The sequence below is a fragment of the Sinomonas atrocyanea genome, from assembly GCF_030811715.1.
GTDB lineage: Bacteria > Actinomycetota > Actinomycetes > Actinomycetales > Micrococcaceae > Sinomonas > Sinomonas atrocyanea_A.
In genome coordinates this window covers 39828-60564 of sequence record NZ_JAUSRH010000006.1, presented here as the reverse complement: position 1 = coordinate 60564, position 20737 = coordinate 39828, and the positions used below count along the sequence as shown (strand labels likewise).

Annotated in this window: 18 protein-coding genes; 7 read left to right on the top strand and 11 right to left on the bottom strand. The window is 73.7% G+C overall.

Going from position 1 to position 20737, the window contains the following annotated elements:
• Positions 1 to 8: 8 nt before the first annotated feature.
• The 6 genes from J2W21_RS11020 to J2W21_RS10995 form a co-directional block, all read right to left on the bottom strand.
• The gene (locus J2W21_RS11020) at positions 9 to 662 is read right to left on the bottom strand and encodes an MOSC domain-containing protein (RefSeq protein WP_307114564.1); all 654 of its coding nucleotides are present in this window, start codon (positions 660 to 662) and stop codon (positions 9 to 11) included.
• Between the two features lie 38 nt (positions 663 to 700).
• The gene (locus J2W21_RS11015; RefSeq protein WP_307114563.1) at positions 701 to 1402 is read right to left on the bottom strand and encodes a response regulator; all 702 of its coding nucleotides are present in this window, start codon (positions 1400 to 1402) and stop codon (positions 701 to 703) included.
• Positions 1399 to 2991 carry a sensor histidine kinase gene (locus J2W21_RS11010; protein WP_307114562.1) on the bottom strand — a complete coding sequence of 531 codons (1593 nt, stop codon included), beginning with the start codon at positions 2989 to 2991 and terminating at the stop codon, positions 1399 to 1401. The genes J2W21_RS11015 and J2W21_RS11010 overlap by 4 nt, the downstream gene beginning before the upstream one ends.
• Positions 2992 to 3046: 55 nt before the next feature.
• Positions 3047 to 3991, bottom strand: a complete 945-nt coding sequence (locus tag J2W21_RS11005; RefSeq protein ID WP_307114561.1) for a cytochrome b/b6 domain-containing protein — start codon at positions 3989 to 3991, stop codon at positions 3047 to 3049.
• A gap of 80 nt (positions 3992 to 4071) precedes the next feature.
• Positions 4072 to 5238 (bottom strand): cystathionine gamma-synthase, encoded by a 1167-nt coding sequence (locus tag J2W21_RS11000; protein WP_307114560.1) that lies wholly within the window; start codon positions 5236 to 5238, stop codon positions 4072 to 4074.
• Between the two features lie 11 nt (positions 5239 to 5249).
• Positions 5250 to 6635, bottom strand: a complete 1386-nt coding sequence (locus tag J2W21_RS10995) for a cystathionine beta-synthase (protein ID WP_307114559.1) — start codon at positions 6633 to 6635, stop codon at positions 5250 to 5252.
• Positions 6636 to 6765: 130 nt separating this feature from the next.
• Here J2W21_RS10995 and J2W21_RS10990 point away from each other — a divergent pair, with 130 nt between their 5' ends.
• From J2W21_RS10990 to J2W21_RS10980, 3 genes are read left to right on the top strand one after another with little or no spacing between them, the layout of a single operon-like run.
• Positions 6766 to 7449, top strand: a complete 684-nt coding sequence (locus J2W21_RS10990) for a hypothetical protein (protein ID WP_307114558.1) — start codon at positions 6766 to 6768, stop codon at positions 7447 to 7449.
• Positions 7446 to 9056 (top strand): DNA polymerase Y family protein, encoded by a 1611-nt coding sequence (locus J2W21_RS10985; RefSeq protein ID WP_307114557.1) that lies wholly within the window; start codon positions 7446 to 7448, stop codon positions 9054 to 9056. Before J2W21_RS10990 ends, J2W21_RS10985 begins: the two co-directional genes overlap by 4 nt.
• 34 nt (positions 9057 to 9090) lie before the next feature.
• Entirely contained in the window at positions 9091 to 12699 is a 3609-nt protein-coding gene (locus J2W21_RS10980; protein WP_307114556.1) for an error-prone DNA polymerase, read from the top strand.
• 27 nt (positions 12700 to 12726) lie between these two features.
• On the opposite strand, the gene J2W21_RS10975 is transcribed toward J2W21_RS10980, so the two are convergent.
• Positions 12727 to 13122: a VOC family protein gene (locus J2W21_RS10975; RefSeq protein WP_307114555.1), complete on the bottom strand. Its 396-nt coding sequence runs from the start codon at positions 13120 to 13122 to the stop codon at positions 12727 to 12729.
• A gap of 139 nt (positions 13123 to 13261) precedes the next feature.
• Here J2W21_RS10975 and J2W21_RS10970 point away from each other — a divergent pair, with 139 nt between their 5' ends.
• The 3 genes from J2W21_RS10970 to J2W21_RS10960 are packed head-to-tail and all read left to right on the top strand — an operon-like array spanning position 13262 to position 16224.
• Positions 13262 to 14296, top strand: coding sequence for a DNA-3-methyladenine glycosylase family protein (locus J2W21_RS10970; protein ID WP_307114554.1), 1035 nt, complete (start codon positions 13262 to 13264; stop codon positions 14294 to 14296).
• A gap of 22 nt (positions 14297 to 14318) precedes the next feature.
• Complete coding sequence (locus tag J2W21_RS10965; RefSeq protein ID WP_307114553.1) at positions 14319 to 15512, top strand: SLC13 family permease; 1194 nt, start codon at positions 14319 to 14321, stop codon at positions 15510 to 15512.
• 31 nt (positions 15513 to 15543) lie between these two features.
• The gene (locus tag J2W21_RS10960; RefSeq protein ID WP_307114552.1) at positions 15544 to 16224 is read left to right on the top strand and encodes a hypothetical protein; all 681 of its coding nucleotides are present in this window, start codon (positions 15544 to 15546) and stop codon (positions 16222 to 16224) included.
• A gap of 152 nt (positions 16225 to 16376) precedes the next feature.
• Here the strand turns inward: J2W21_RS10960 and J2W21_RS10955 are convergent, their stop codons facing one another.
• Entirely contained in the window at positions 16377 to 18077 is a 1701-nt protein-coding gene (locus J2W21_RS10955) for an AMP-binding protein (protein WP_307114551.1), read from the bottom strand.
• A gap of 34 nt (positions 18078 to 18111) precedes the next feature.
• Between J2W21_RS10955 and J2W21_RS10950 the strand changes: the two genes are divergently transcribed.
• Positions 18112 to 18390: a putative quinol monooxygenase gene (locus tag J2W21_RS10950; protein ID WP_307114550.1), complete on the top strand. Its 279-nt coding sequence runs from the start codon at positions 18112 to 18114 to the stop codon at positions 18388 to 18390.
• Between the two features lie 93 nt (positions 18391 to 18483).
• Here the strand turns inward: J2W21_RS10950 and trxA are convergent, their stop codons facing one another.
• From trxA to J2W21_RS10935, 3 genes are all read right to left on the bottom strand, one after another.
• Positions 18484 to 18861, bottom strand: a complete 378-nt coding sequence (gene trxA, locus J2W21_RS10945; protein ID WP_066499745.1) for a thioredoxin — start codon at positions 18859 to 18861, stop codon at positions 18484 to 18486.
• A 122-nt stretch (positions 18862 to 18983) separates the two neighbouring features.
• The gene (locus J2W21_RS10940; protein WP_307114549.1) at positions 18984 to 20252 is read right to left on the bottom strand and encodes an MFS transporter; all 1269 of its coding nucleotides are present in this window, start codon (positions 20250 to 20252) and stop codon (positions 18984 to 18986) included.
• Entirely contained in the window at positions 20249 to 20698 is a 450-nt protein-coding gene (locus J2W21_RS10935; RefSeq protein ID WP_307114548.1) for a MarR family winged helix-turn-helix transcriptional regulator, read from the bottom strand. The genes J2W21_RS10940 and J2W21_RS10935 overlap by 4 nt, the downstream gene beginning before the upstream one ends.
• Positions 20699 to 20737 lie beyond the last annotated feature (39 nt).

Here is a 20737-nt window from a genome sequence, read left to right as displayed (position 1 = left end):
GCGGGCCGCTAGTCCCTCCCGCGCTCGGCGGCGGCCACGACGTACGTCCGCAGGGCGGGGGCGAGGCGGAGGCCGCCGTCGGCCTCGGCGTCGAGGAGCGCCTCGGCCATCTCGGCCGTGGGGTCGGCGAGCCACGCCCCGACGCGGACCCCGTGGTCCGGCACGTGCTCGATCCCGAACTGGGAGCCGGCCTCGACGTCCCCCGGCGTGACGACCCGGAGGTAGGCGCCGGAGAGCCCGGCGCGGGTGAACCACGGGACCCAGCCGTCCTCGCCCATGCGGCGGGCGAAGGTCGCGCACGGGATCCGCGGCATCGTCACCTCGAGCACCGCCCCGGAGGAGAAGCGCCAGCGCTCGCCGATCACCGCGTTGCTCGCGGTGATCCCGTCGACCCGCAGGTTCTCGCCGAAGAGCCCCGGCGGGATGTCGCGGCCGAGCTCGCGGGCCCACAGCGCGGCGTCGTCCTCCGAGTAGGCGTACACCGCCTTGTCCTCGCCGCCGTGGTTTGCCCGGTCGGCCTGGACGTCGCCGTGGAGGCCGAGCCGGCGGATCCGGACCGGGCCGTCGACGGGCCGCTTGTCGATCGCCGTCACCCCCACCGATCCGGCATCGGCGAGCAGCTGGTGGACGCGGCAGACGGCGACGACGCGGGCGGTCTTCATGGCCACCAGCGTACCCGCGGCACCGCGGGCCGGACCCCTCACGGGTCGAAGCGGTAGCCCATGCCGGCCTCCGTGTGCAGGTGCCGGGGGCGGGCGGGATCCTCCTCGAGCTTGCGCCGCAGCTGGGCGAGGTACACGCGCAGGTACTGGGTCTCCTTCGCATACGCCGGGCCCCACACCTGCGTGAGGATCTCGCGCTGGGTCACGAGCTGGCCCGCGCGCCGCACGAGGAGGGCCAGGATGTTCCACTCCGTGGGCGTGAGGCGGACTTCGGTGCCCCTGACGACCACGCGCCGCGCAGCCAGGTCCACGCTCAGGTCGCCGGCCTGCAGGCGCGGGGCCTCCCCCGTCCTGGCTCCCCGGCGGGCGGCGGCGCGCAGCCGCGCGAGCAGCTCCTCGAGCCCGAAAGGCTTGGTCACGTAGTCGTCGGCGCCCGCGTCGAGGGCCTCGACCTTGTCTTCGGAGCCGTGCCGGGCGGAGAGGACGATGATGGGCAGGTCGGTCCAGGCCCGCAGCCGCCGGATCACCTCGATCCCGTCGATGCCGGGCAGGCCGAGGTCCAGCACCACGATGTCCACGCCGCGCGCCGCCGCGATCTCGAGTCCGTCCTCCCCCGTCGGCGCGGTGATGGCCTCGTACCCGTGGACCCGCAGGTTGATCTGCAGCGCCCGCGCGAACCGCGCCTCGTCCTCCACGATGAGGACCGTGGTGGGCGCGGGGGCCTGCGCTGCGTGGCTCACGCGCCGGCCCCCGGCGCACTCCGGGTCTCCGCCGCCGGCGCCCCCGGTGCCAACGCACCCGCCCCCGGCGCACTCCGGGTCTCCGCCGCCGGCGCCCCTTGGGAGAGCGGGAGGGAGACGGACATGGTGAGCCCTCCCCCGGGCGTCTCCTCGGCCTCGATGCGCCCGCCCATCGCCTCCACGAAGCCCTTGGCGACGGCGAGCCCGAGGCCCACGCCGCCCTGCGCCGCGAAGTCGCCGAGGCGCTGGAAGGGCCGGAAGACGACGAGGAGATCCTCGGGCGGGATGCCGGCTCCGTGGTCCGCGATCCGGAGCACCCCGCAGGGCCGGCCGCGCTCGTCCTGCGCGCCGCTGCGGGCGGTGAGCTCGACGGCGGCGCCCGGGGCGTACCGCAGGGCGTTCTCGACGAGGTTGGCCACGGCCCGCTCGAGCAGCACCGGGTCGGCGTCGACCGCCGGCGCGTTCGCCGGGATGAGGTCCGCCACCCGGTCCTGGCCGGCGAGCCCCCGGGGCAGGACCTCGCGCCAGGTGACGGGGCGCAGGAGCGGGCGGACGGTGTCCGCGGAGATGCGGGACATGTCCAGCAGGTTGCCCACCACGTGGGAGAGGCGGTCCGTGTAGTCCTCGATGGTGCCCAGGAGCTCCGCCTCCTCCTCCGGGTTGAACTCGACCGAGGCCTGGCGCAGGCTGCTCACGCTGAGCTTGATCCCGGCCAGCGGGGTTCGCAGGTCGTGGGAGACGGCCTGCAGGATCGCGGTGCGGATTGAGTTGCCCTCCTCGAGGCGGCGGTTGGCCTCGCGGCTGCGGGCCAGCTGGGCGCGCTCGCGCATCGCGACGAGGTAGACGCCGAAGGCCTCCAGCGTGCGCCGCTCGCCGGGGTCGAGCGGGTGCCCGGAGGCGAGGAGGGTGTAGTAGCCGTCCGGGGCCACGGCGTCGTCCGCCGCCGCGTGCGAGACGGGGGGAGCCTCGCCGGCGGTGGCGAGCACGTCCCAGCCCGAGGCCCGCCCGGACCCGGCAGCGGGGTCCTCCGCGGGGCGCCGCGCGAGCAGCGTGACGGCGCGCAGCCCGAGGGTCGAGCGGACCCGCTCGAGGAACTCCTCGGTCCCGCCGGCCGAGCCGAGGATGCCCAGGGCGAGCTCGGTCATGGCGTCCGCCTCCGCGGCCGCGCGGGTCGCCTGCTCGTAGCGGCGGGTCGCGGCGCCCACGGCGAGGGCCACAGCGCAGGCCACGGCGAGGAAGACGAGGAGCCCGACGACGGCCTCCGGGTGCGCCACGCTCAGGCTGCCGACGGGGTCGGCGGTGAACCAGTTGAGCACGAGGCTGCCCGTCACGGCAGCGACCACCGCGGGCCACAGGCCGCCCACGAGCGCGACCAGGACGGCGGCCAGCAGCTGCAGGAGCTCGACGGTCGCGAGGGCCCTGCCGCCGCGGCCGTCCGCGAGCAGCGGGGCGGCAGCGAGCTGCACCAGCGCCGGCAGGACGACGGCGAGGGCGAGCCCCAGGAGCGTGCGGCGGCGGTCGAGGACGCCCAGCTCCGCGAGCCGGAGCCGGTGCTCGGGCGCCGGGAGGAACGGGATCCGCTGGCTCATGCGGCCATTGTGGCAGGCCGGCCGGCGCCGGGCCGCCGCCCGGGGCGGGCCCGGGTCAGTTCCGGGTCACCGAGCCCATGAGGGACGCCACGGGCCGCAGGAAGAGCGGACGCGCGAGGAGCCAGAGGCCCGCAATGACGAGCACGCCGACGGCGAAGAGGATGAACCCGAGCCAGTCCCCGCCGTCATGCGCGGCGAACATGTGGTTGAGGTTCTTCAGCGCCCCGGTGGTGAGCACGAGGACCACGTGGACGATCACGAAGACCACGAAGAATCCCATGACCGGGAAGTGGACGCGGCGGGCCCACTCCATCGGGTAGGCCTTGTTGAGGCGGGGCGCCTTGGCGTTGGTGGGCCAGACGGCGGACATGCGCAGGCCCGTGAGGATCGCCAGCGGGGCGGCGAGGAACACGACCGCGAAGTAGGTCAGCTGCTGGAGCGCGTTGTAGTTCACCCAGCCGTCCTCGAGCGGCCAGTCGAGCGAGGCGTACTGCAGGGCCGCGGACACCGCGTGCGGGAAGACGTCCCAGGAGGTCGGCACGAGCCGCACCCAGTGGCCGGTGGCGAACATGAGCACGAAGAACACGAGCCCGTTCAGGACCCACAGGGCGTCGAGGCACAGGTGGAGCCACAGGTCGAGGCTGATCTTCTTCGGCTGGCCCTTGGTCTTGAAGAACCCCTTGTTGCTGCGCTTCCAGTAGCCCTGGGGTCGCGTGGTGAACCGGACCTGCAGGCCCGTGCGCACGATCAGCGTCAGGAACATCATGTTCAGAAAGTGCAGCACGTTCAACCACGCGGGCAGGCCGTCGGGGGCCCAGCTGGGCAGCGGGGCGTGGCCGGGGTAGGTCGCGATGAACTGCGAGACCGCCGCGGTGCTGCGCAGCCACTTCGCGCCGAGCACGACGACGGCGAGCACGACGACGGCTCCGACGCCGACCGCCGTCGGCCGGAACCACGGCGCCCGGGTGAGCCCGGACTTCGCAGGAGAGGTCTGCGGCATGGAGGGGGTCCTTGGGGAGATTAAGGGTGGGCGGATGGGTCAGAGAGGGCGGGCGGGTGAGGGCTGGAGGGGCGGCCGGGTCAGAGCCTCGAGATCGCCGCGTCCAGGTCGGCGATGAGGTCATCGACGTCCTCGATGCCCACGGAGAGGCGCAGCAGGTTGACCGGGACGGCCAGCTCGGTGCCCTTCACGGACGCATGGGTCATCTCCGACGGGTAGTTCATGAGCGACTCGATGCCGCCGAGGCTCTCGGCGAGCGTGAACAGGCGCGTGGACTCCGCGACAGTGCGGGCCGCGGCCTCCCCGCCCACGAACTGCACCGAGACCATGCCGCCGAACCGGCGCATCTGCTTCGCCGCGAGCTCATGGCCCGGGTGCTCGGGCAGCCCCGGGTAGAGAACCTGCTCGACGCCGGGGCGGCCCACGAGCCACTCCGCGATCTTCTGGGCGTTGTCCGAGTGGCGCTCCATGCGCACGCCCAGCGTCTTGAGGCCGCGCGTGGTGAGGAACGCGTCCATGGGTCCGGAGACGGCGCCGACCGCGAACTGGACGAAGCCGATCTTCTCCGCGAGCTCGCCGTCGTTGACGACGACGGCCCCGCCCACCACGTCCGAGTGGCCGCCGATGTACTTGGTGGTCGAGTGGACGACCACGTCCGCGCCGAGCGCGAGGGGATTCTGCAGGTACGGGGACGCGAAGGTGTTGTCCACGACGAGGAGGGCCCCGGCGTCGTGCGCGAGCTCGGCGAGGGCCGCGATGTCGGTGATCTTCATCATCGGGTTCGAGGGGGTCTCGACCCACACGAGGCGGGCCCCGCCCTCGGCGACGGCGGCGCGCACGCCGTCGAGGTCCGACATGTCGACGGGCTGGTTCGCGATCCCCCACGGGGCGAGGACCCGGGAGATGAGGCGGTAGGTGCCGCCGTAGGCGTCGTTGCCGAGCACGATCCGGTCCCCCGGCGAGCACAGGGCGCGGATGAGGGCGTCCTCCGCGGCCAGGCCCGAGCTGAACGAGTAGGCGTGGGAGCCGCCCTCCAGCGCTGCGAGCTGCTCCTGGAGCGCGTCCCGGGTCGGGTTGCCGCCGCGGCCGTACTCGTAGCCGGAGCGGAGGCCGCCGATGCCGTCCTGGGCGTAGGTCGAGGAGAAGTGCAGCGGGGGCACGACGGCGCCCGTCCGCGGCTCGAACTCCTGGCCGGCGTGGACGGCCCGCGTGTTGAATCCGGTGGTCTTCTCGCCCTGCTCAGGCATGGGGGTCTCCCTTACTTGTTGAGGTTGGCCAGGAGGTCGTGGCGGGTGAGGATGCCGACGGGGGCACCGACGAAGGTGACCATGACGGCGTCGTCCTCGCTGAGCATCCTGCGCAGCTCCGCCTGGCCCTCGAGGGAGCCGATGACGGGCAGCCGCGGGCCCATGTGCTCGGAGATCTTGTCGGTGAGCTTCGCCTCGCCGCGGAACAGGCTCGCGGACAGCGAGCGCTCGTCCACCGCGCCGAGGACCTCCCCCATGACCACGGGGGGCTCGGTCGAGAGCACGGGCAGGTGGCCCACGCCGTACTCGGTCATGATGTCGATGACGTCGCGGACCGTTTCGTTGGGGTGGGTGTGGACGAGGTCCGGGAGCCGGCCGTCCTTGCCCTTGAGCAGGTCGCCGACCGTCTTCTCGTCCTGGCCCGGGAGGAAGCCGTAGGAGCGCATCCAGTCGTCGTTGAAGATTTTGGCGAGGTAGCCGCGCCCGGAGTCGGGCAGGACGACGACGACGACCGCGTCCTCGGGCAGGTCCTTTGCCACCCGCAGGGCGGCGGCCACAGCCATGCCGGAGGAGCCGCCGACGAGGAGCCCCTCCTCGCGGGCGAGCCGGCGCGTCATGGCGAAGGACTCGGCGTCGGTGACGGCCAGGACCTGGTCGGGGACGGACTTGTCGTAGTTCCCCGGCCACATGTCCTCGCCGACGCCCTCGACGAAGTACGGGCGGCCGGTGCCGCCGGAGTAGACGGAGCCCTCCGGGTCGGCGCCGATGACCTTGACCTGGCCGCCCTCGGCGGCGGGCCGGTCCTTGGAGACTTCCTTGAGGTACCGGCCCGTGCCGGTGATGGTGCCGCCGGTGCCGGCGCCGATGACCACGTGCGTGATCCTGCCGTCGGTGTCCGCCCAGATCTCGGGGCCGGTGGTCTCGTAGTGGCTGGCCGGGGCGCCCGGGTTGGAGAACTGGTCCGGCTTGAAGGCGCCGGGGATCTCGCTGACGAGGCGGTCGGAGACGCCGTAGTACGACTGCGGGGAGTCCGGCGGTACGGCGGTCGGGGTGACGACGACCTCGGCGCCGTAGGCCGCGAGCACCGCGCGCTTCTCCTCGCCGACCTTGTCCGGGACCACGAAGATGCACCGGTAGCCCTTCTGCTGGCCCACCAGGGCGAGGCCCACGCCGGTGTTGCCGCTCGTGGGCTCGACGATGGTGCCGCCGGGGCCGAGCTTGCCGTCCGCCTCCGCCTGCTCGATCATCTTCAGCGCGATGCGGTCCTTGATGGAGCCGCCGGGGTTGAGGTACTCGAGTTTGACCAGGACCGTCGCCTTGATGCCTTCGGTGACCTTGTTCAGCTGGACGAGGGGCGTGTGCCCGATGAGTTCGACGACGGACTTGGCGTACTTCACGACCCCCACTGTAGCCTCTGGGCCGGGACGCGCAGAGGCGGGCGACTCAGGGGTTCACGCACGGGGCCGAGTTTCGAACAGCGCATCCTCCCCGATTGACGTATTCGAACATGTTTTCGATAATTGGAGCATGTCCCTCGCCCTCAGCACCGATCCCGCGGCAGCCGCCGCGGGGCAGCTGCGCGAGCTGCAGGAACGCATCCATACCCTGCAGGGCCGGCGGAACCGCGAGGGCTCCCACCCCGTGCTCCCCTGCCTGACGCCCCTGTTCCCCGCAGGGCTCCGCGGCGGGGCCGCCTACTCCCTCGACACCCATCTCTCGGTCGCCATGGCCCTCCTGGCCGCGCCGTCCGCCGAGGGGCAGTGGTGCGGCGTGGCCGGGGTCCCGGATTTCGGCGCGGAGGCCGCCGCCGGGTTCGGCATCGCCCTCGACCGCCTCGTGCTCGTGCCGGACCCGGGGGCAGACTGGCTCGCCACGGTCGGCGCCCTCGTCGACGTGCTGCCGGTGGTCCTGGTCCGGCCGCCCTCGCCGGCGCGGCCCGGCGAGGCCTCCCGGCTCGCCTCACGCCTGCGCGAGCGGGCCGGCGTGCTGCTGGTCCTGGGCCCGTGGCCCCAGAGCGAGGCCACGCTGAGCCTGACGGGATCGAGCTGGGAGGGCCTCGGCCGGGGCCACGGGCATCTGGCACGCCACCTGGTGGAGCTCCGGGCGAACCACCGCGGGCGCGTCCGCACCGCGACCGTGGACCTCGCTTCCCCCGACACGGTGGCCCTGCCGGTCCGCGGCCCGCGCAGTGCAGCGGGGAGCCGGCCGTGAGCCCGGCGGCGGGCTCCGCCCAGCCGCCCCGGGCGCTCGTGCTCTGGTTCCCAGACTGGCCCCTCGTGGCCGCGCACCTGGCCGGGGAAGTGCCGGACCAGGCCGCCGCGGCCGTAGTCGAGAAGGGCCTCGTGGCCGTGTGCTCCGCCCCGGCGCGGGCCGCCGGCGTGGCCCGGGGCCTGCGGGTGCGGGAGGCGCAGGCACGCTGCCCCGAGCTCGTCACGGTTCCCGCGGACCCCGAGCGCTCGGCACGGGAGTTCGAGCCCGTGGTGCGGGCCCTCGAGACCGCCGTCCCGGGCGTCCACGTGCTCCGCCCCGGCCTGTGCGCCCTCAGAGCGCCGGGCGCGGCCCGCTACTACGGCAGCGAGCAGGGAGCCGGTGGCGCCGCCCTCGAGGCCGTCTCCCGGCTGGGGCTCGAGGCCCGGGCGGGGATCGCCGACTCGGTCTTCGCCGCGGAACAGGCCGCGCGGGGCAGCCAGGAGCTCTCCCCCCTGCGGATCGTGGAGCCAGGGGCCTCGGCCCGGTTCCTCGCGCCCCTGCCCGTCGCGGCCCTCGGCGATGCGAGGATCGCCTCCCTCCTGACCCGGCTGGGCCTGCGCACCCTCGAAGACTTCGCGGCGCTGCCCGCCGCGGAGGTCCGCTCCCGCTTCGGGGCCGAGGGCCTCGCCGCCCACGCCCGTGCCCGGGGCCGGGACCCGCGGCCCATCGTGCCCCGGGTCCCGCCGGAGCCCCTCGACCGCTCGGCGGACTTCGAGCCCGGGCTCGAGCGCATCGACCAGATCGCGTTCGCCCTCCGCCCGCTCGCCGAGGACCTCGTCGCCGGGCTCGTGCGCGCGGGGCTCGCCTGCACACAGCTGCGGGTGCAGATCACCGACGACGCCGGGGGCCGCTCCGAGCGCTCGTGGGGGCACCCGCACCAGTTCGGGCCGGGCGACGCGGTGGACCGGGTCCGCTGGCAGCTGCAGTCCGGCGGTCCCGAGGGGGCGGCCCGCCACCGGGGCCGCACGCCGTGGCGCTCCACGGGCGAGGCGCTGGCGGCCCCGGTGGTCCAGATCCGCCTGGCCCCGGAGCGGGTGGACCTCCTCGGGCGGCGCACCCAGACGCTGTTCGGCGGCGTGGACGAGCGGCTCGACCACGGCCTGCACCGCCTCCAGACGATGCTGGGGCACGGATCGGTGCTGCAGGCGGCCGCAGCCGGCGGCCGGCTCCTGGCCGAGCGCTGCCTGCTCGTGCCCTGGGGCGAGGAGGCCCCCGCCGGGACCTCCGACCTCGCCTCCCGCCCCTGGCCGGGGGCCGTCCCGCCTCCCCTGCCCGCGACGGTGTTCGCCGATCCCCTGCCCGTCGCCCTGTTCGGCGACGACTCGCGCCCGCTCGAGGTGGACGACCGCGGGCACCTCGCCTCCGCGCCCGCCTGGTTCTCGCCGGACCCGGGCGCGGCCCGGCGCGCGGTGCGCAGCTGGGCGGGGCCCTGGCCGCTGCGCGAGAGGTGGTGGGACGCGGAAGGGAGCCGGCGGGCGGAGCGCTTCCAGATCCTCGACAGCGAGGGAGAGGCCTGGCTGCTGCTGGGCGAGGACGGGCGATGGTGGGCCGAGGCCCGGTACGACTGAGACCCTGTACGACTGAGAACTGAGGGAGGGACCGATGGGGTGGACCAATCCGCCGATCCCCTGGCGGCAGCTCCACGACATCCTCGACGGCAAGGAGGTCACCGCGGACGAGCTCCGCGGACGCACCGGGACCGGCCGGGCCCCGGTCGAGCACGACGGCGGGGACAGCCCGGCCTGGTCCCGCAAGCGCGGGCCCTACATCCCGCTCCCCGCGCTCTCCCCCGGCGCCGGGGTCGGGGCGGGCGACGGGGACGGTACCAGCGCGGAGGGCGCGGGCGCGCACCGCGGCGGCCACGCGCCGTCGTCCGCCGACCCCGCCGTGCCCTACGCGGAGCTGCACGTCCACTCGCACTACAGCTTCCTCGACGGCGCGTCATCGCCGGAGGAGCTCGTCGAGGAGGCCATCCGGCTGGGCCTGTCCGCCATCGCGATCACGGACCACGACGGCTTCTACGGTGCGGTGCGCCTCGCCGAGGCCGCCGAGGCCTACGGGCTGGCCACCGTGTTCGGCGCCGAGCTCTCGCTGGGCCTGTCCGCCCCGCAGAACGGCCGGCCCGATCCGGAGGGCGAGCACCTGCTCGTCCTGGCCCGCGGCGAGGAGGGGTACCACCGGCTGGCCGGGGCCATCACCGCCGGGCAGCTCGCCCGGGAGGCGGAGAAGGGCCGGCCCGTGTTCGTCCTCGAAGACCTCGCCGAGCGCCTGCGCGGGCACTGCATCGTGCTCACCGGGTGCCGCAAGGGCGCGGTCCGCAGGGCCCTCGTCGGCCACGGGGAGGCCGCCGCCGAGCGCGCCGTCCAGAGGCTCGTGGACCTGTTCGGCCACGACGGCGTCGCCGTGGAGCTCTACGACCAGGGCAGCCCGCTCGACACCGACCACAACGACGCCCTCGCCGCCATCGCCGCCCGGAGGGGCCTTCCGTGCGTGGCCACCAACGCGGTGCACTTCGCCGCGCCGTCGGGGCACCCGCTCGCGACCGCGCTTGCCGCCGTGCGGGCCCGGCGCAGCCTCGACGAGCTCGACGGCTGGCTGCCCGCCACCGACGGCGCGCACCTGCGCAGCGGGGCCGAGATGGCGCGCCGGTTCGCGCGCTACCCGGGGGCGGTGGAGAACACCGTGCGCCTCGCCGGGGCGCTGGCCTTCCCCCTGCGCGCGGCCCGCCCGAGGCTGCCGAAGCAGGAGGTCCCGGCGGGCAGCACGCCGATGTCCCACCTGCGGGACCTCGTGGAGCGCGGCCTCGCGGACCGCTACGGCACCCCCGGGCCCGGCTGGCGGGGGCCTGTACCGCCCGAAGAGGTCCGAGAGCGCCTGGAGAAGGAGCTCGCCGTGATCGAGAAGAAGGACTTCCCGGGCTACTTCCTCATCGTGCACGAGATCGTCCAGTTCGCCCGCAGCCGCGGCATCCTGTGCCAGGGGCGCGGCTCGGCGGCCAACTCGGCGGTGTGCTACCTGCTGGGGATCACGGCGGTGGACAGCATCGCGTACCGGCTGCCGTTCGAGCGGTTCCTCTCGAGCCTGCGCGAGGAGGAGCCGGACATCGACGTCGACTTCGACTCGGACCGGCGCGAGGAGGTGATCCAGCATGTCTACGCCAAGTACGGCCGGGCCAACGCCGCCCAGGTCGCCAACGTGATCAGCTACCGGCCCAAGAACGCGGTGCGGGACGCGGCCAAGGCCCTCGGCTACGGCCCCGGCCAGCAGGACGCCTGGTCCAAGCGGCTCGAGCGGTGGGACGCGCTCTCGGCCGGGGGATCCGACGACGCCGACGGGATCCCTCCTCGCGTCGTGGCGCTCGCCGAGCAGTTCCTCGGCTACCCGCGACACCTGGGCATCCACTCCGGCGGCATGGTCCTCACGGAGCGGCCGGTGGGAGAGGTGGTGCCGATCGAGCATGCCCGCATGGAGAACCGGACGGTCCTGCAGTGGGACAAGGACGACTGCGAGTGGATGGGCCTGGTCAAGTTCGACCTGCTCGGCCTCGGGATGCTCGCGGCGCTCCAGTACTGCTTCGACCTGGTCGAGGAGCACTTCGGGGTGCGCTGGCGGATCGAGGACCTCCCCAAGGAGGAGCCCGCCGTCTACGACATGCTGTGCCGCGCCGACTCGGTGGGCGTGTTCCAGGTCGAGTCGAGGGCCCAGATGAGCACGCTCCCCCGGCTGCGGCCCCGGTGCTTCTACGACCTCGTGGTGGAGATCGCCCTCATCCGGCCCGGGCCGATCCAGGGCGGCGCGGTCCACCCGTACATCCGCCGGCGGGCGGGCGAGGAACCCGTGACGTACCCGCACCCGCTGCTGGAGCCGGTGCTCGAGCGCACCCTCGGGGTGCCGCTGTTCCAGGAGCAGCTCATGCAGATGGCCATGGCGATCGGCGGCTGCACGGCTGAGGACGCCGACCTGCTGCGCCGCGCGATGGGCTCCAAGCGGGGGGTCGAGAAGATCGGGAGCCTGAGGGAGAAGCTCTTCGCCGGCATGGCCGCGAACGGGCTGACGCCCGAGGAGTCGAAGGCGGTCTACACCCAGATCGCTGCGTTCGCCGACTTCGGCTTCGCCGAGTCCCATTCGATCAGTTTCGCGGTGCTCGTGTACGCGAGCTCGTGGCTCAAGCTGCACTACCCCGGCGCCTTCCTCGCCGCGCTCCTGCGGGCCCAGCCCATGGGCTTCTACTCGCCGCAGACCCTCGTGGCGGACGCGCGCAGGCACGGCGTCACGGTGCTCCGCCCGGACATCCTCCGCTCGCGGGCGGACGCGTGCCTCGAGGCGCACGACGCCGGCGGGGAGGCTCCGGCGGCCGGCGCACCGGGCGCCGGGGGGCCAGCGGCCGCGGCCCAGGCGCCGGGGAGCCCTGGCCTGGACGCGTGCCTGGACCGGGTCCAGCCCCCGATCGGCCCCTTCGACCCGCAGGCGCCGGACGAGGGGCACGCCCACCGGCGGGACGGGAGCCGGGCGGTGCGGCTCGGGCTCTCGAGCGTGCGCGGCATCGGCCAGGAGCTCGCCGAGAAGATCGTCGCCGAGCGCGAGGCCGGGGGCCCCTTCCGGGAGCTGGCCGAGCTGTCCCGGCGCACCGGGCTCACGGCGGAGCAGCTCGAGGCGCTCTCCTCGGCGGGGGCCCTGGACTCGCTCGGCCTCACCCGGCGCGAGGCCCTGTGGCAGTCGGGCGCCGCGGCCCTCGAGCGGCCGGGCCAGCTCCCCGGCTCCCAGCCCTACGTCCAGCCGCCGCTCCTGCCGGAGCTGGCCGCGGAGGACGCCGTGGCCTACGACCTGTGGGCCACCGGCGTCGCCACCGACGACCACCCGCTGCGCCACGCCCGCGGCCGCCTCGACGCGCGTGGAGTGCTGCGCATCGACCAGCTGCGCACCGCCGCGCCGGGGAGCCGGATCGAGGCGGCCGGGGTCGTGACCCACCGCCAGCGGCCGCAGACCGCCCAGGGCATCACCTTCATGAACCTCGAAGACGAGACGGGGATCCTCAATGTGGTGTGCAGCATCGGGGTCTGGACCCGCTACCGGCGCGTCGCCCAGGCAGCCCCCGCCATGGTCATCCGCGGCATGCTGGAGCGCTCGAAGGAGGGCGTGACGAACCTGGTCGCGGACCGGCTCGAGGCCCTGCCCCTGAAGGCGAAGACCACCAGCCGCGACTTCCGGTGAGCCCGCCACCGGTCTCGGGCGTCCGGGCTATCCCTCCGGCCTGCGGCTCTCCCACAGCCCGAGGATGTTGCCCTCGGTGTCCTTGAAGTAGGCGGAGAAGCCCATCTCGCCCACGGGCATCTTGGGTACCACGGTGCTGCCGCCGAGCTCGCCGATCTTCGCCAGCGCCGCATCGATATCCTCGACGTCCACGGTGACGACCGGGCTCCGTGGCGGGAACTCCTCGGATCGGACGAACATGCCACCGTTGATCGACCCCGGCTCCACGGAAGCGCCGTCCTCACCGCTCGGTGAGGTGCCGACCATGACGTACTCCATCCCGGGAACGCCCGTCATCTTCCAGCCGAAGGCCTCGGTGTAGAAGGTGGCGGCCCGCTCGCCGTCGTCGGCGGGGATCTCGAAGTGCACGACCTTTCCAGACATGGTGCTGCCTTCCTTCGATGGGCGGTGCAGTGCCGGACCGGCGCCACACCCGCCATTCTCGGCACGTCCCGTCCGGGGTCAAGGGTTCAGACAGCCTGCTCCGCGCGAGACTGTCGGCGGCGCGTGGCATGATGCTCCGGTGACCCTCGCTCCCCCGCCCCCTCGGACCGCGGCCCCCACCGCGGCTCCCGTCGCGGTGCCACCCGCCGGGAGTGCCGGCCCCGGGCGCGCGGACGCCGAGGGCGTCTGGGAGGCCCCCGAGCACTATTCCCTGGCCGCGACGTGGTTCCCCCTCCAGCGCGGGGACGGCGACCCCACCTTCGCGCCCCATCCGGGCGGATTTTGGGCCGCCTTCGCGACCCCCGAGGGCCCGGTCTCCCTCCTCGCTACCCACCGGCGTGCCCCTGGAGGCCCCACAGTGGTGACGGTCCGTGCGTGGGGTGAGGGGGCGGCGTCGGCCGTCGCGGCGGCGCCCGCGATGCTGGGCCTGGCCGACGACTGGTCGGCGTTCGACGAGGAGGCCTTCCTCGCCGGGCTCCCCCGCCTGGTCCGGGAGTCGAGGCGGCGCCATCCCGGCTTCCGGCTGCCCGCCACGGGCCGCATGGTGGAGGCGCTCGTGCCGACCATCCTCGAGCAGAAGGTCACGACCCTCGAGGCGCGCCGGGCCTACCGGTACCTCGTGCGCCGCTACGGCACGCCGGCACCCGGTGCCGGGCGGATCGCCCCGGCAGGGCTCATGGTCGCCCCGGACGCTCGGGCCTGGCTCGGGGTCCCCTCGTGGGAGTGGCACCGGGCGGGTGTGGGGCCGCAGCGCTCGGACACCGTGATGCGCGCGCTGCGCTCTGCCGCGGGGATCGAGCGGCTCGCGGCCCGCACGGCCTCCGAGGCCTCGGCGGCCCTGCAGGCCATCCCCGGCATCGGGGTGTGGACCGCCGCGGAGGTCACGCAGCGCACGCACGCGGACCCCGACTCGATCTCCGTGGGCGACTACCACCTCGCCCACTTCGTCGGCTACGCCCTCACCGGCGAGCGGACCGACGACGCCGGCATGGTGCGCCTCCTCGAGCCGTGGCGGGGCCACCGGCAGCGCATCGTGCGGCTCCTCGGCCTCTCCGGCGTGCGCGCCCCCCGCTATGGGGCGAGGATCACGATCCAGGATCACCGCCGGCACTGAGGGGCGCCCCTAGACTGTGCCCATGCCCTTGGCCGTCGTCGGAGCCCTCCTGCTCGTCCTCGGCGCCGCCGCTGCGGCCGCGGGCATCCTCCCCTGGCCGGCGGTCGGCGCCCTTGCCGAGCGGGTCGGGCCCATCCTCGCGTTCGTCGCCGCCATCACGGTGGTGACCGAGCTCCTGAACGCCGCGGGGCTGTTCGAGTGGATGGCCTCCTACTTCCGGCGCTGGGGCCGCGGGCGCGTGTGGGTGCTGTGGCTGCTCGTGGTCGGCCTGTCCCTGGCCGCAACGGTGTTCCTCTCCCTCGACACGACGGCGGTGCTGCTGACCCCGATCGTGGTGGTGCTCGCGCGGCGCTGCGGGCTCCCGCCGCTGCCCTTCGCGCTCACCACGGTGTGGCTCGCGAACACCGGCTCGCTCCTGCTGCCGGTCTCGAACCTCACCAACCTCCTCGCCCTGCACGCACTCGGATCCGTCTCCCCGGGAGAGTTCGCCGCCCGCATGGCGCTGCCCGCGCTGTGGTGCGCCGCTGTGCCCGTCGCGGCCGTGGCGCTCATGTTCCGCCGCGAACTGGCGGGGCGGTACAACAGCGTCCGGCTCGGCCGGATCCAGTCCGACCCGGACGGGGGCAGCCGCGTCACCGCGTCCTCGACGGACCCGGTGCTGCTCGGCCTCGGCGCCGGCGTCCTCGCCCTGCTCCTCCCGGCCCTCGTGACGGGCGTACCCGTGTGGATCCCGGCGACGGCGGCGGCCCTCGTCCTCCTCGTCGCCTTCGGCGTCCGACGCCGCGCAGTGCTGCGGTGGGCGCTCGTGCCGTGGCAGCTGCTCGTCTTCGCCGCAGGCCTGTTCCTCGTCATGGAGGCGCTCCAGTACGTGGGCGCCCGCGAGCTCGCGGCGGTGGTGCTCGGCACCGGGGACGGCCCGGGCAGTCTCGTGCGGGTCGCCGCGGTCGGCGCGGTAGGAGCGAACGTGGTCAACAACCTGCCCGCGTACCTCGCGTTCGAGCAGGCTGCGGGGGGCCCGGCCCGGCTCGTGGCGCTGCTCGTCGGGGTGAACGCCGGCCCGCTCGTGGCGCCGTGGGCGTCCCTGGCGACGCTCATCTGGCACGAGCAGCTCCGCCGGCTCGGCGTCGGGATCTCGTGGTGGGGGTACGCCGCGGCCGGCGCGGTGCTGGTGCCCCTCATGGTGGTGCCGGCGGCCCTGCTCGCAGCTCTCGGATGACCGGGAGCGGGGCGCGTGAGAGGATCGGCGCATGGTCACCCGCGCAGAGCTTGACGGAGTCCTCGAGGCCGGCGGACGGCTGATCGGCTCCGACGGCACGGACCTCGGCTCGATCGACCAGATCGTGCTGGACGCCTCCGGCGCCGCGCCCGCCTTCGTGTCCGTCCGCGCCGGCTTCTTCGGGATCACGCACCGGTTCGTGCCGCTCGACGGGGCGAGTGTGGACGGCTCCGCCGTGCGGGTCGCCTTCGACTCCGACACCGTCCGGTCCGCTCCGCGCGTCGCCTCCGACCGGGGCGGCCTCAGCAAGGACCAGGCAGCAGAACTCCGGGAGCACTACGGCCTGACTGCGGACGCCGACAGCTCCGACACCCCCGAGGTCACCCCCCGTGACGCCGAAGTCACCCCTCAGGACGCCGAAGTCAGGTCTCCGAACGCCGAAGTCACGCCTTTGGACGCCGAGGTCGGGCCACAGGAAGCTCCCGCCCCGGACGAGGCAGGTGGGCAGCCTCGTCCGTTGCCACCTGCGCCGGACGAGCGCCCGCCGGTGCACCCACACCCGCCCCATCCTCCCCACCCGGAGCCGCCGCGCGCGGGACCGCCACACGCTGGGCCGCCGCACGCTGGGCCGCCTGCACCCCGGCACCCGGGCCCCCCGCACCCGAGGCCCCCTGAGCGGCCCGGGCCACCGCCACCGCCACCGCCGGCATAGTCACCTTTCCGACAGCTGCCCCGCAGGCCGGCACTACGGCCCGACCTCGCGCGCACATGGGGCGACCTCGCGCGCGCACGGGGCGACCTCACGCACCTACGGGGTGACTTCGCACGCCTCACGCTGGGGGTCAGCGCCCGAGGGTCAGGGGCTCAGCTGGCCCCGAGCCCCAGCCGGGCCACGGCCTCCTCGCGCATCTGCACCTTGCGGACCTTCCCCGAGACGGTCATGGGGAACGACTCCCGGATGTCCACGTAGCGCGGCACCTTGTAGTGCGCCAGCTCGCCCCGGCAGTACTCCGCGATGTCCTCCGCGGTCAGCGGCTGGGCCCCGGGCCGGAGGATGATGCACGCCATGAGCTCCTCGCCGTAGGCCGGATCGGGAACCCCGATGACCTGGACGTCCTGGATGGCCGGGTGCCGGTAGAGGAACTCCTCGATCTCGCGCGGGTAGACGTTCTCGCCCCCGCGGATCACCATGTCCTTGATCCGCCCCTCGATCATCACGTAGCCGTCATCGTCCATCCGGGCGAGGTCGCCCGTGTGCATCCAGCCGTCCGCGTCGATGGCCTCGGCCGTCTTGTCAGGCTGGTCCCAGTAGCCGGCCATGACGGCGTAGCCGCGGGTGCACAGCTCGCCGATCACCCCGCGTTCCACGGTCTCGCCGGTCGCCGGGTCCACGACCTTGCTCTGGAGGTTGGGCATGGTCCGTCCGACGGTGCCCGTGCGCTGGGCGAGGGAGTCCCCCGCGCGCGTCATGGTCGAGACCGGGGACGTCTCGGTCATGCCGTAGCAGATGGCCACCCCCTCCATGTGCATGTCGGAGATGACCCGCTCCATGACCTCGACAGGGCACGTCGAGCCGGCCATGACCCCCGTGCGGAGCGTGCCGAGCCGGTACGAGCCGAAGTCGGGCAGCGCGAGCTCGGCGATGAACATCGTCGGGACGCCGTAGAGCGAGGTGCCGCCGAAGTCCTGCACGGCGCGCAGGGCGGCGTCGGGCCTGAAGCCGCGGCCGGGCAGGATCGTGGCACAGCCGTGCGAGTACGCCGCCAGGTTGCCGATGACCATGCCGAAGCAGTGGTAGAACGGCACCGGGATGACCACCCGGTCCTCGGGGGTGTAGCCGAGCAGCTCGCCGATCGCGAAGCCGTTGTTGAGGATGTTCCGGTGCGTGAGCGTGGCGCCCTTGGGGAAGCCCGTGGTGCCGGAGGTGTACTGGATGTTGATCGGGTCGTCCGCGGACAACGTCGCCGCCCGCTCCGCCACGGCCGACGCCGGCACCTCGCCGGCGCGGGCCACGAGGGCCTCCCACGTGGTCTCCCCGTCCGACGCCGGCACGCCGGGCTCGAACACGGCCTCGCCCGGGGCGTGGGGCGCCGGCAGGAACACGAGCTCCCGCAGGGCGGGGCACTCGTCGACCGCGGCGCGGGCCATGGCGACGTAGTCGCTCGTCCGGTCGCTGGGCGCGACGACGAGCATGCGCATGCCGTTCTGCCGGACCACGAACTGCAGCTCGTGGGCGCGGTAGGCCGGGTTGACGTTGACGAGGATGGCGCCGATGGCCGCGGTCGCGTACTGGATCACGGTCCACTCGGCGCAGTTCGGGCTCCAGATGCCCACGCGGTCGCCCTTCGCCACGCCCGCGGCGAGGAGCCCGCGGGCGGCGGCATCGACGTCGTGCGCGAGCTCGGCGTAGGTCCAGCGGCGGGCGGCGTCGGCGCGGCCGTCTCCCGCCGCCTCCACGAGGGCCTCCTGGTCCGCATGCTGCCCGACGGCGCGGGCGAAGTTCGCGCCGATGGTCTCTTCGAGCAGGGACATCGTCGTCTCGCCTGCCGTGTAGGAGCTCTGCATGGATGAAAGCTACCAACTCGGTAGGCTGGCGACCATGACTGATCCCGTGCGCCTGAAGGCGACCTTCATCCCCAACGACGGCGAGTTCTTCCGCGTCAAGCTCGCCCTCGACATCGCGATCGAGGAGGTCCAGCGCGAGCCCGGGTGCCTCCAGTACGAGATCACCGACGAGTCCGACGACCGGCTCGTCCTCTCCGAGCTCTGGGCGTCGGAGGAGGACCTCGACAGGCACTCGAAGGGCGTGGCCGTGCAGGACCTCAACGAGTCGCTGAGTGCGCTGCTGGCCGAGCCCGTGAAGATCGAGCGCCTGTAGCGTCCCCAGGGCATGCAGCGTCCGCCAGACGCAGGAACGGCGCCGCCCCCAGCTGCTGGGGCGGCGCCGTTCGCGTGCCGGCGGAGCGGTGCGTCAGTTCTGCGGGCCCTGGGCCTGCGCCTCGGCGACCTTCTTGTGGACGTCCTCCATGTCGAGGTCCTTCACGGCCGTGATGACCTGCTCGAGGGCGGAGGCCGGGAGGGCGCCGGGCTGCGAGAAGACGAGGACCTTCTCGCGGAACGCCATGAGGGTCGGGATCGAGGTGATGTTGGCCTGGGCGGCGAGCATCTGCTCGGCCTCGGTGTCCACCTTGGCGAACACGACGTCCGGGTGCTTCTCGGAGGCGGCCTCGTAGGTCGGGGCGAACTGGCGGCACGGGCCGCACCACGACGCCCAGAAGTCCACCAGGACGATGTCGTTCTTCTCGATGACCTCGGCGAAGTCCTCGCCGGTGACGTTCTTCGTTGCCATGCCGCGCTCCTTGCTCTCTGTGCGGTACCCCTGCGGGGGTGGTCCGAAAGTCTCAACGATACCCATGGGGGTTTCATTCCCGAGGGTCCGGGCTCCCAGCGTCCTTCCCCGCAGGCCGGGGTTCAAACCGCCGCGGGCTCGTGCGCGTGGATGTACTTCCTGCCGCCGAGCGCGATGCCGATGGCGATCACGAGGGCCACGGCGGAGGCGTAGAACGGGACGGGCGCGCCGTAGGTCTCGCCGAGCCAGGTCGCGATGAAGGGGGCGAGGGCGCCGCCCATCCAGCGCACAAAGTTGTAGCCGGCGCTCGCCACGGGCCGCGGCGCGTCGGAGACGCCCATCGCGAGCTCGGTATAGACGGTGTTGTTGATGCCCAGCAGCGCCCCGGCGATGATCGTCAGGACCACGACGGCGGGGACGGCGTGGACGGCAGCGGAGACGGCCATGCCGACCAGGACCACCGCGAGCCCGGCGAGGGTGCCGGCCAGGACCTTCACGTCGCCGAAGCGGGCCTGCAGCTGCGGGGCCACGAAGACCGAGCAGAGGGCGAGGGCTACGCCCCAGCCGAAGAACACCGCGCCGATGCCGTAGGCGCCCATGCCGAGGATGAACGGCACGAAGGCGAGCACGGTGTAGAAGCCGAAGTTGTAGAAGAACGCGCTGCCGGCCACCGAGCGCAGGCCGGCGTGGCCGAGGGCCTGGAGGGGATCGCGGAACCGGGTCTTCCTCGCCGCGGGCGGGGTCTTGGGCAGGGTCGCGAGGATGGCGATGAAGGCGATCGCCATGAGGGTCGCGGTGCCGAAGAACGGCATGCGCCACTGCCAGCCGCCCAGGAGTGCTCCGGCGAGCGGGCCGAGCGAGAGGCCGAGGCCGAGGGCGGCCTCGTAGAGGATGATCGCGGTGGAGGTCCCGCCGGAGGCGACGCCGACGATCACGGCGAGCGCGGTCGCGACGAAGAGGGAGTTGCCGAGGCCCCAGCCCGCGCGCCAGCCGATGAGCTCGGCGACGCTCTGGCTCGTGCCGGAGAGGCTCGCGAAGGCCACGATGAGCGCCAGGCCGATCAGGAGGGTCTTCTTGCCGCCGATCCGGGAGGACACCCAGCCGGTGACGAGCATCATCACCGCGGTCACGAGGAAGTAGCTCGTGAACAGCAGCGAGACCTGGCTCGGGCTGGCGTCGAGGTTCTGGGCGATCGCGGGCAGGATCGGGTCCACGAGGCCGATGCCCATGAAGGCGAAGACGGAGGCGGCGGCGGTGGCCCAGACGGCCTTGGGCTGGCGGAAGAAGGAGGCCTTCTCGGCCTCGAGGGTCTCGTGCGGGGCCGGGCCGTGCTGGGGCGCGGGCGCGGAGTCGGGGTGGGATTCGGGCTGGACGCCGGTCTCGGCGGTCATGCGGGCAGCTCCTGGTTCTTCATCACGTACTGGTTGATCTTGTCCATCACGGGCAGTGCGGCCGCGAGGGCCGCGCGCTCGTCGTCGTCGAGGGTTGCGAGGGCGGCGGCCATCCGCTCGGTGCGGCGGGTGTTGGCACGCTGCGCGGTGGCGTCGCCCTCAGGGGTCCGGCGCACGACGACGGCCCTCGCGTCGTGCGGGTCGCTGCACCGCTCGAGGAGGCCGGCCTTCTCGAGCCGGGCGACCTGCTCGGTGGCCGTGGGCACCCTGACACCGAGGTTCTTGGCGATGACGCCCATGCGCAGGCCCTCGCCGGCGACCATGTTCAGGACGCTGAGCTGGGCCACGGAGAGCTCGGACAGCTCGTCGAGCCGCCGGGCCATGTAGGTGCCGTAGCGGATCGCGTCGCGGAAGGCCTCGGCCAGTGCGGCAAGCTCCTCGTTCATACTTAGGTACCCTAATAGTTAGGTACCCTAATGTCAAGG

What these genes read in the sequence shown, in the direction of transcription:
- J2W21_RS11020 (WP_307114564.1), bottom strand. Translation starts at nt 662, where the DNA reads ATGAAGACCGCCCGCGTCGTCGCCGTCTGCCGCGTCCACCAGCTGCTC.
- J2W21_RS11010 (WP_307114562.1), bottom strand. Translation starts at nt 2,991, where the DNA reads ATGAGCCAGCGGATCCCGTTCCTCCCGGCGCCCGAGCACCGGCTCCGG.
- J2W21_RS11005 (WP_307114561.1), bottom strand. Translation starts at nt 3,991, where the DNA reads ATGCCGCAGACCTCTCCTGCGAAGTCCGGGCTCACCCGGGCGCCGTGG.
- J2W21_RS11000 (WP_307114560.1), bottom strand. Translation starts at nt 5,238, where the DNA reads ATGCCTGAGCAGGGCGAGAAGACCACCGGATTCAACACGCGGGCCGTC.
- J2W21_RS10990 (WP_307114558.1), top strand. Translation starts at nt 6,766, where the DNA reads ATGTCCCTCGCCCTCAGCACCGATCCCGCGGCAGCCGCCGCGGGGCAG.
- J2W21_RS10980 (WP_307114556.1), top strand. Translation starts at nt 9,091, where the DNA reads ATGGGGTGGACCAATCCGCCGATCCCCTGGCGGCAGCTCCACGACATC.
- J2W21_RS10975 (WP_307114555.1), bottom strand. Translation starts at nt 13,122, where the DNA reads ATGTCTGGAAAGGTCGTGCACTTCGAGATCCCCGCCGACGACGGCGAG.
- J2W21_RS10965 (WP_307114553.1), top strand. Translation starts at nt 14,319, where the DNA reads ATGCCCTTGGCCGTCGTCGGAGCCCTCCTGCTCGTCCTCGGCGCCGCC.
- J2W21_RS10960 (WP_307114552.1), top strand. Translation starts at nt 15,544, where the DNA reads ATGGTCACCCGCGCAGAGCTTGACGGAGTCCTCGAGGCCGGCGGACGG.
- J2W21_RS10955 (WP_307114551.1), bottom strand. Translation starts at nt 18,077, where the DNA reads ATGCAGAGCTCCTACACGGCAGGCGAGACGACGATGTCCCTGCTCGAA.
- J2W21_RS10950 (WP_307114550.1), top strand. Translation starts at nt 18,112, where the DNA reads ATGACTGATCCCGTGCGCCTGAAGGCGACCTTCATCCCCAACGACGGC.
- trxA (WP_066499745.1), bottom strand. Translation starts at nt 18,861, where the DNA reads ATGGCAACGAAGAACGTCACCGGCGAGGACTTCGCCGAGGTCATCGAG.
- J2W21_RS10940 (WP_307114549.1), bottom strand. Translation starts at nt 20,252, where the DNA reads ATGACCGCCGAGACCGGCGTCCAGCCCGAATCCCACCCCGACTCCGCG.
- J2W21_RS10935 (WP_307114548.1), bottom strand. Translation starts at nt 20,698, where the DNA reads ATGAACGAGGAGCTTGCCGCACTGGCCGAGGCCTTCCGCGACGCGATC.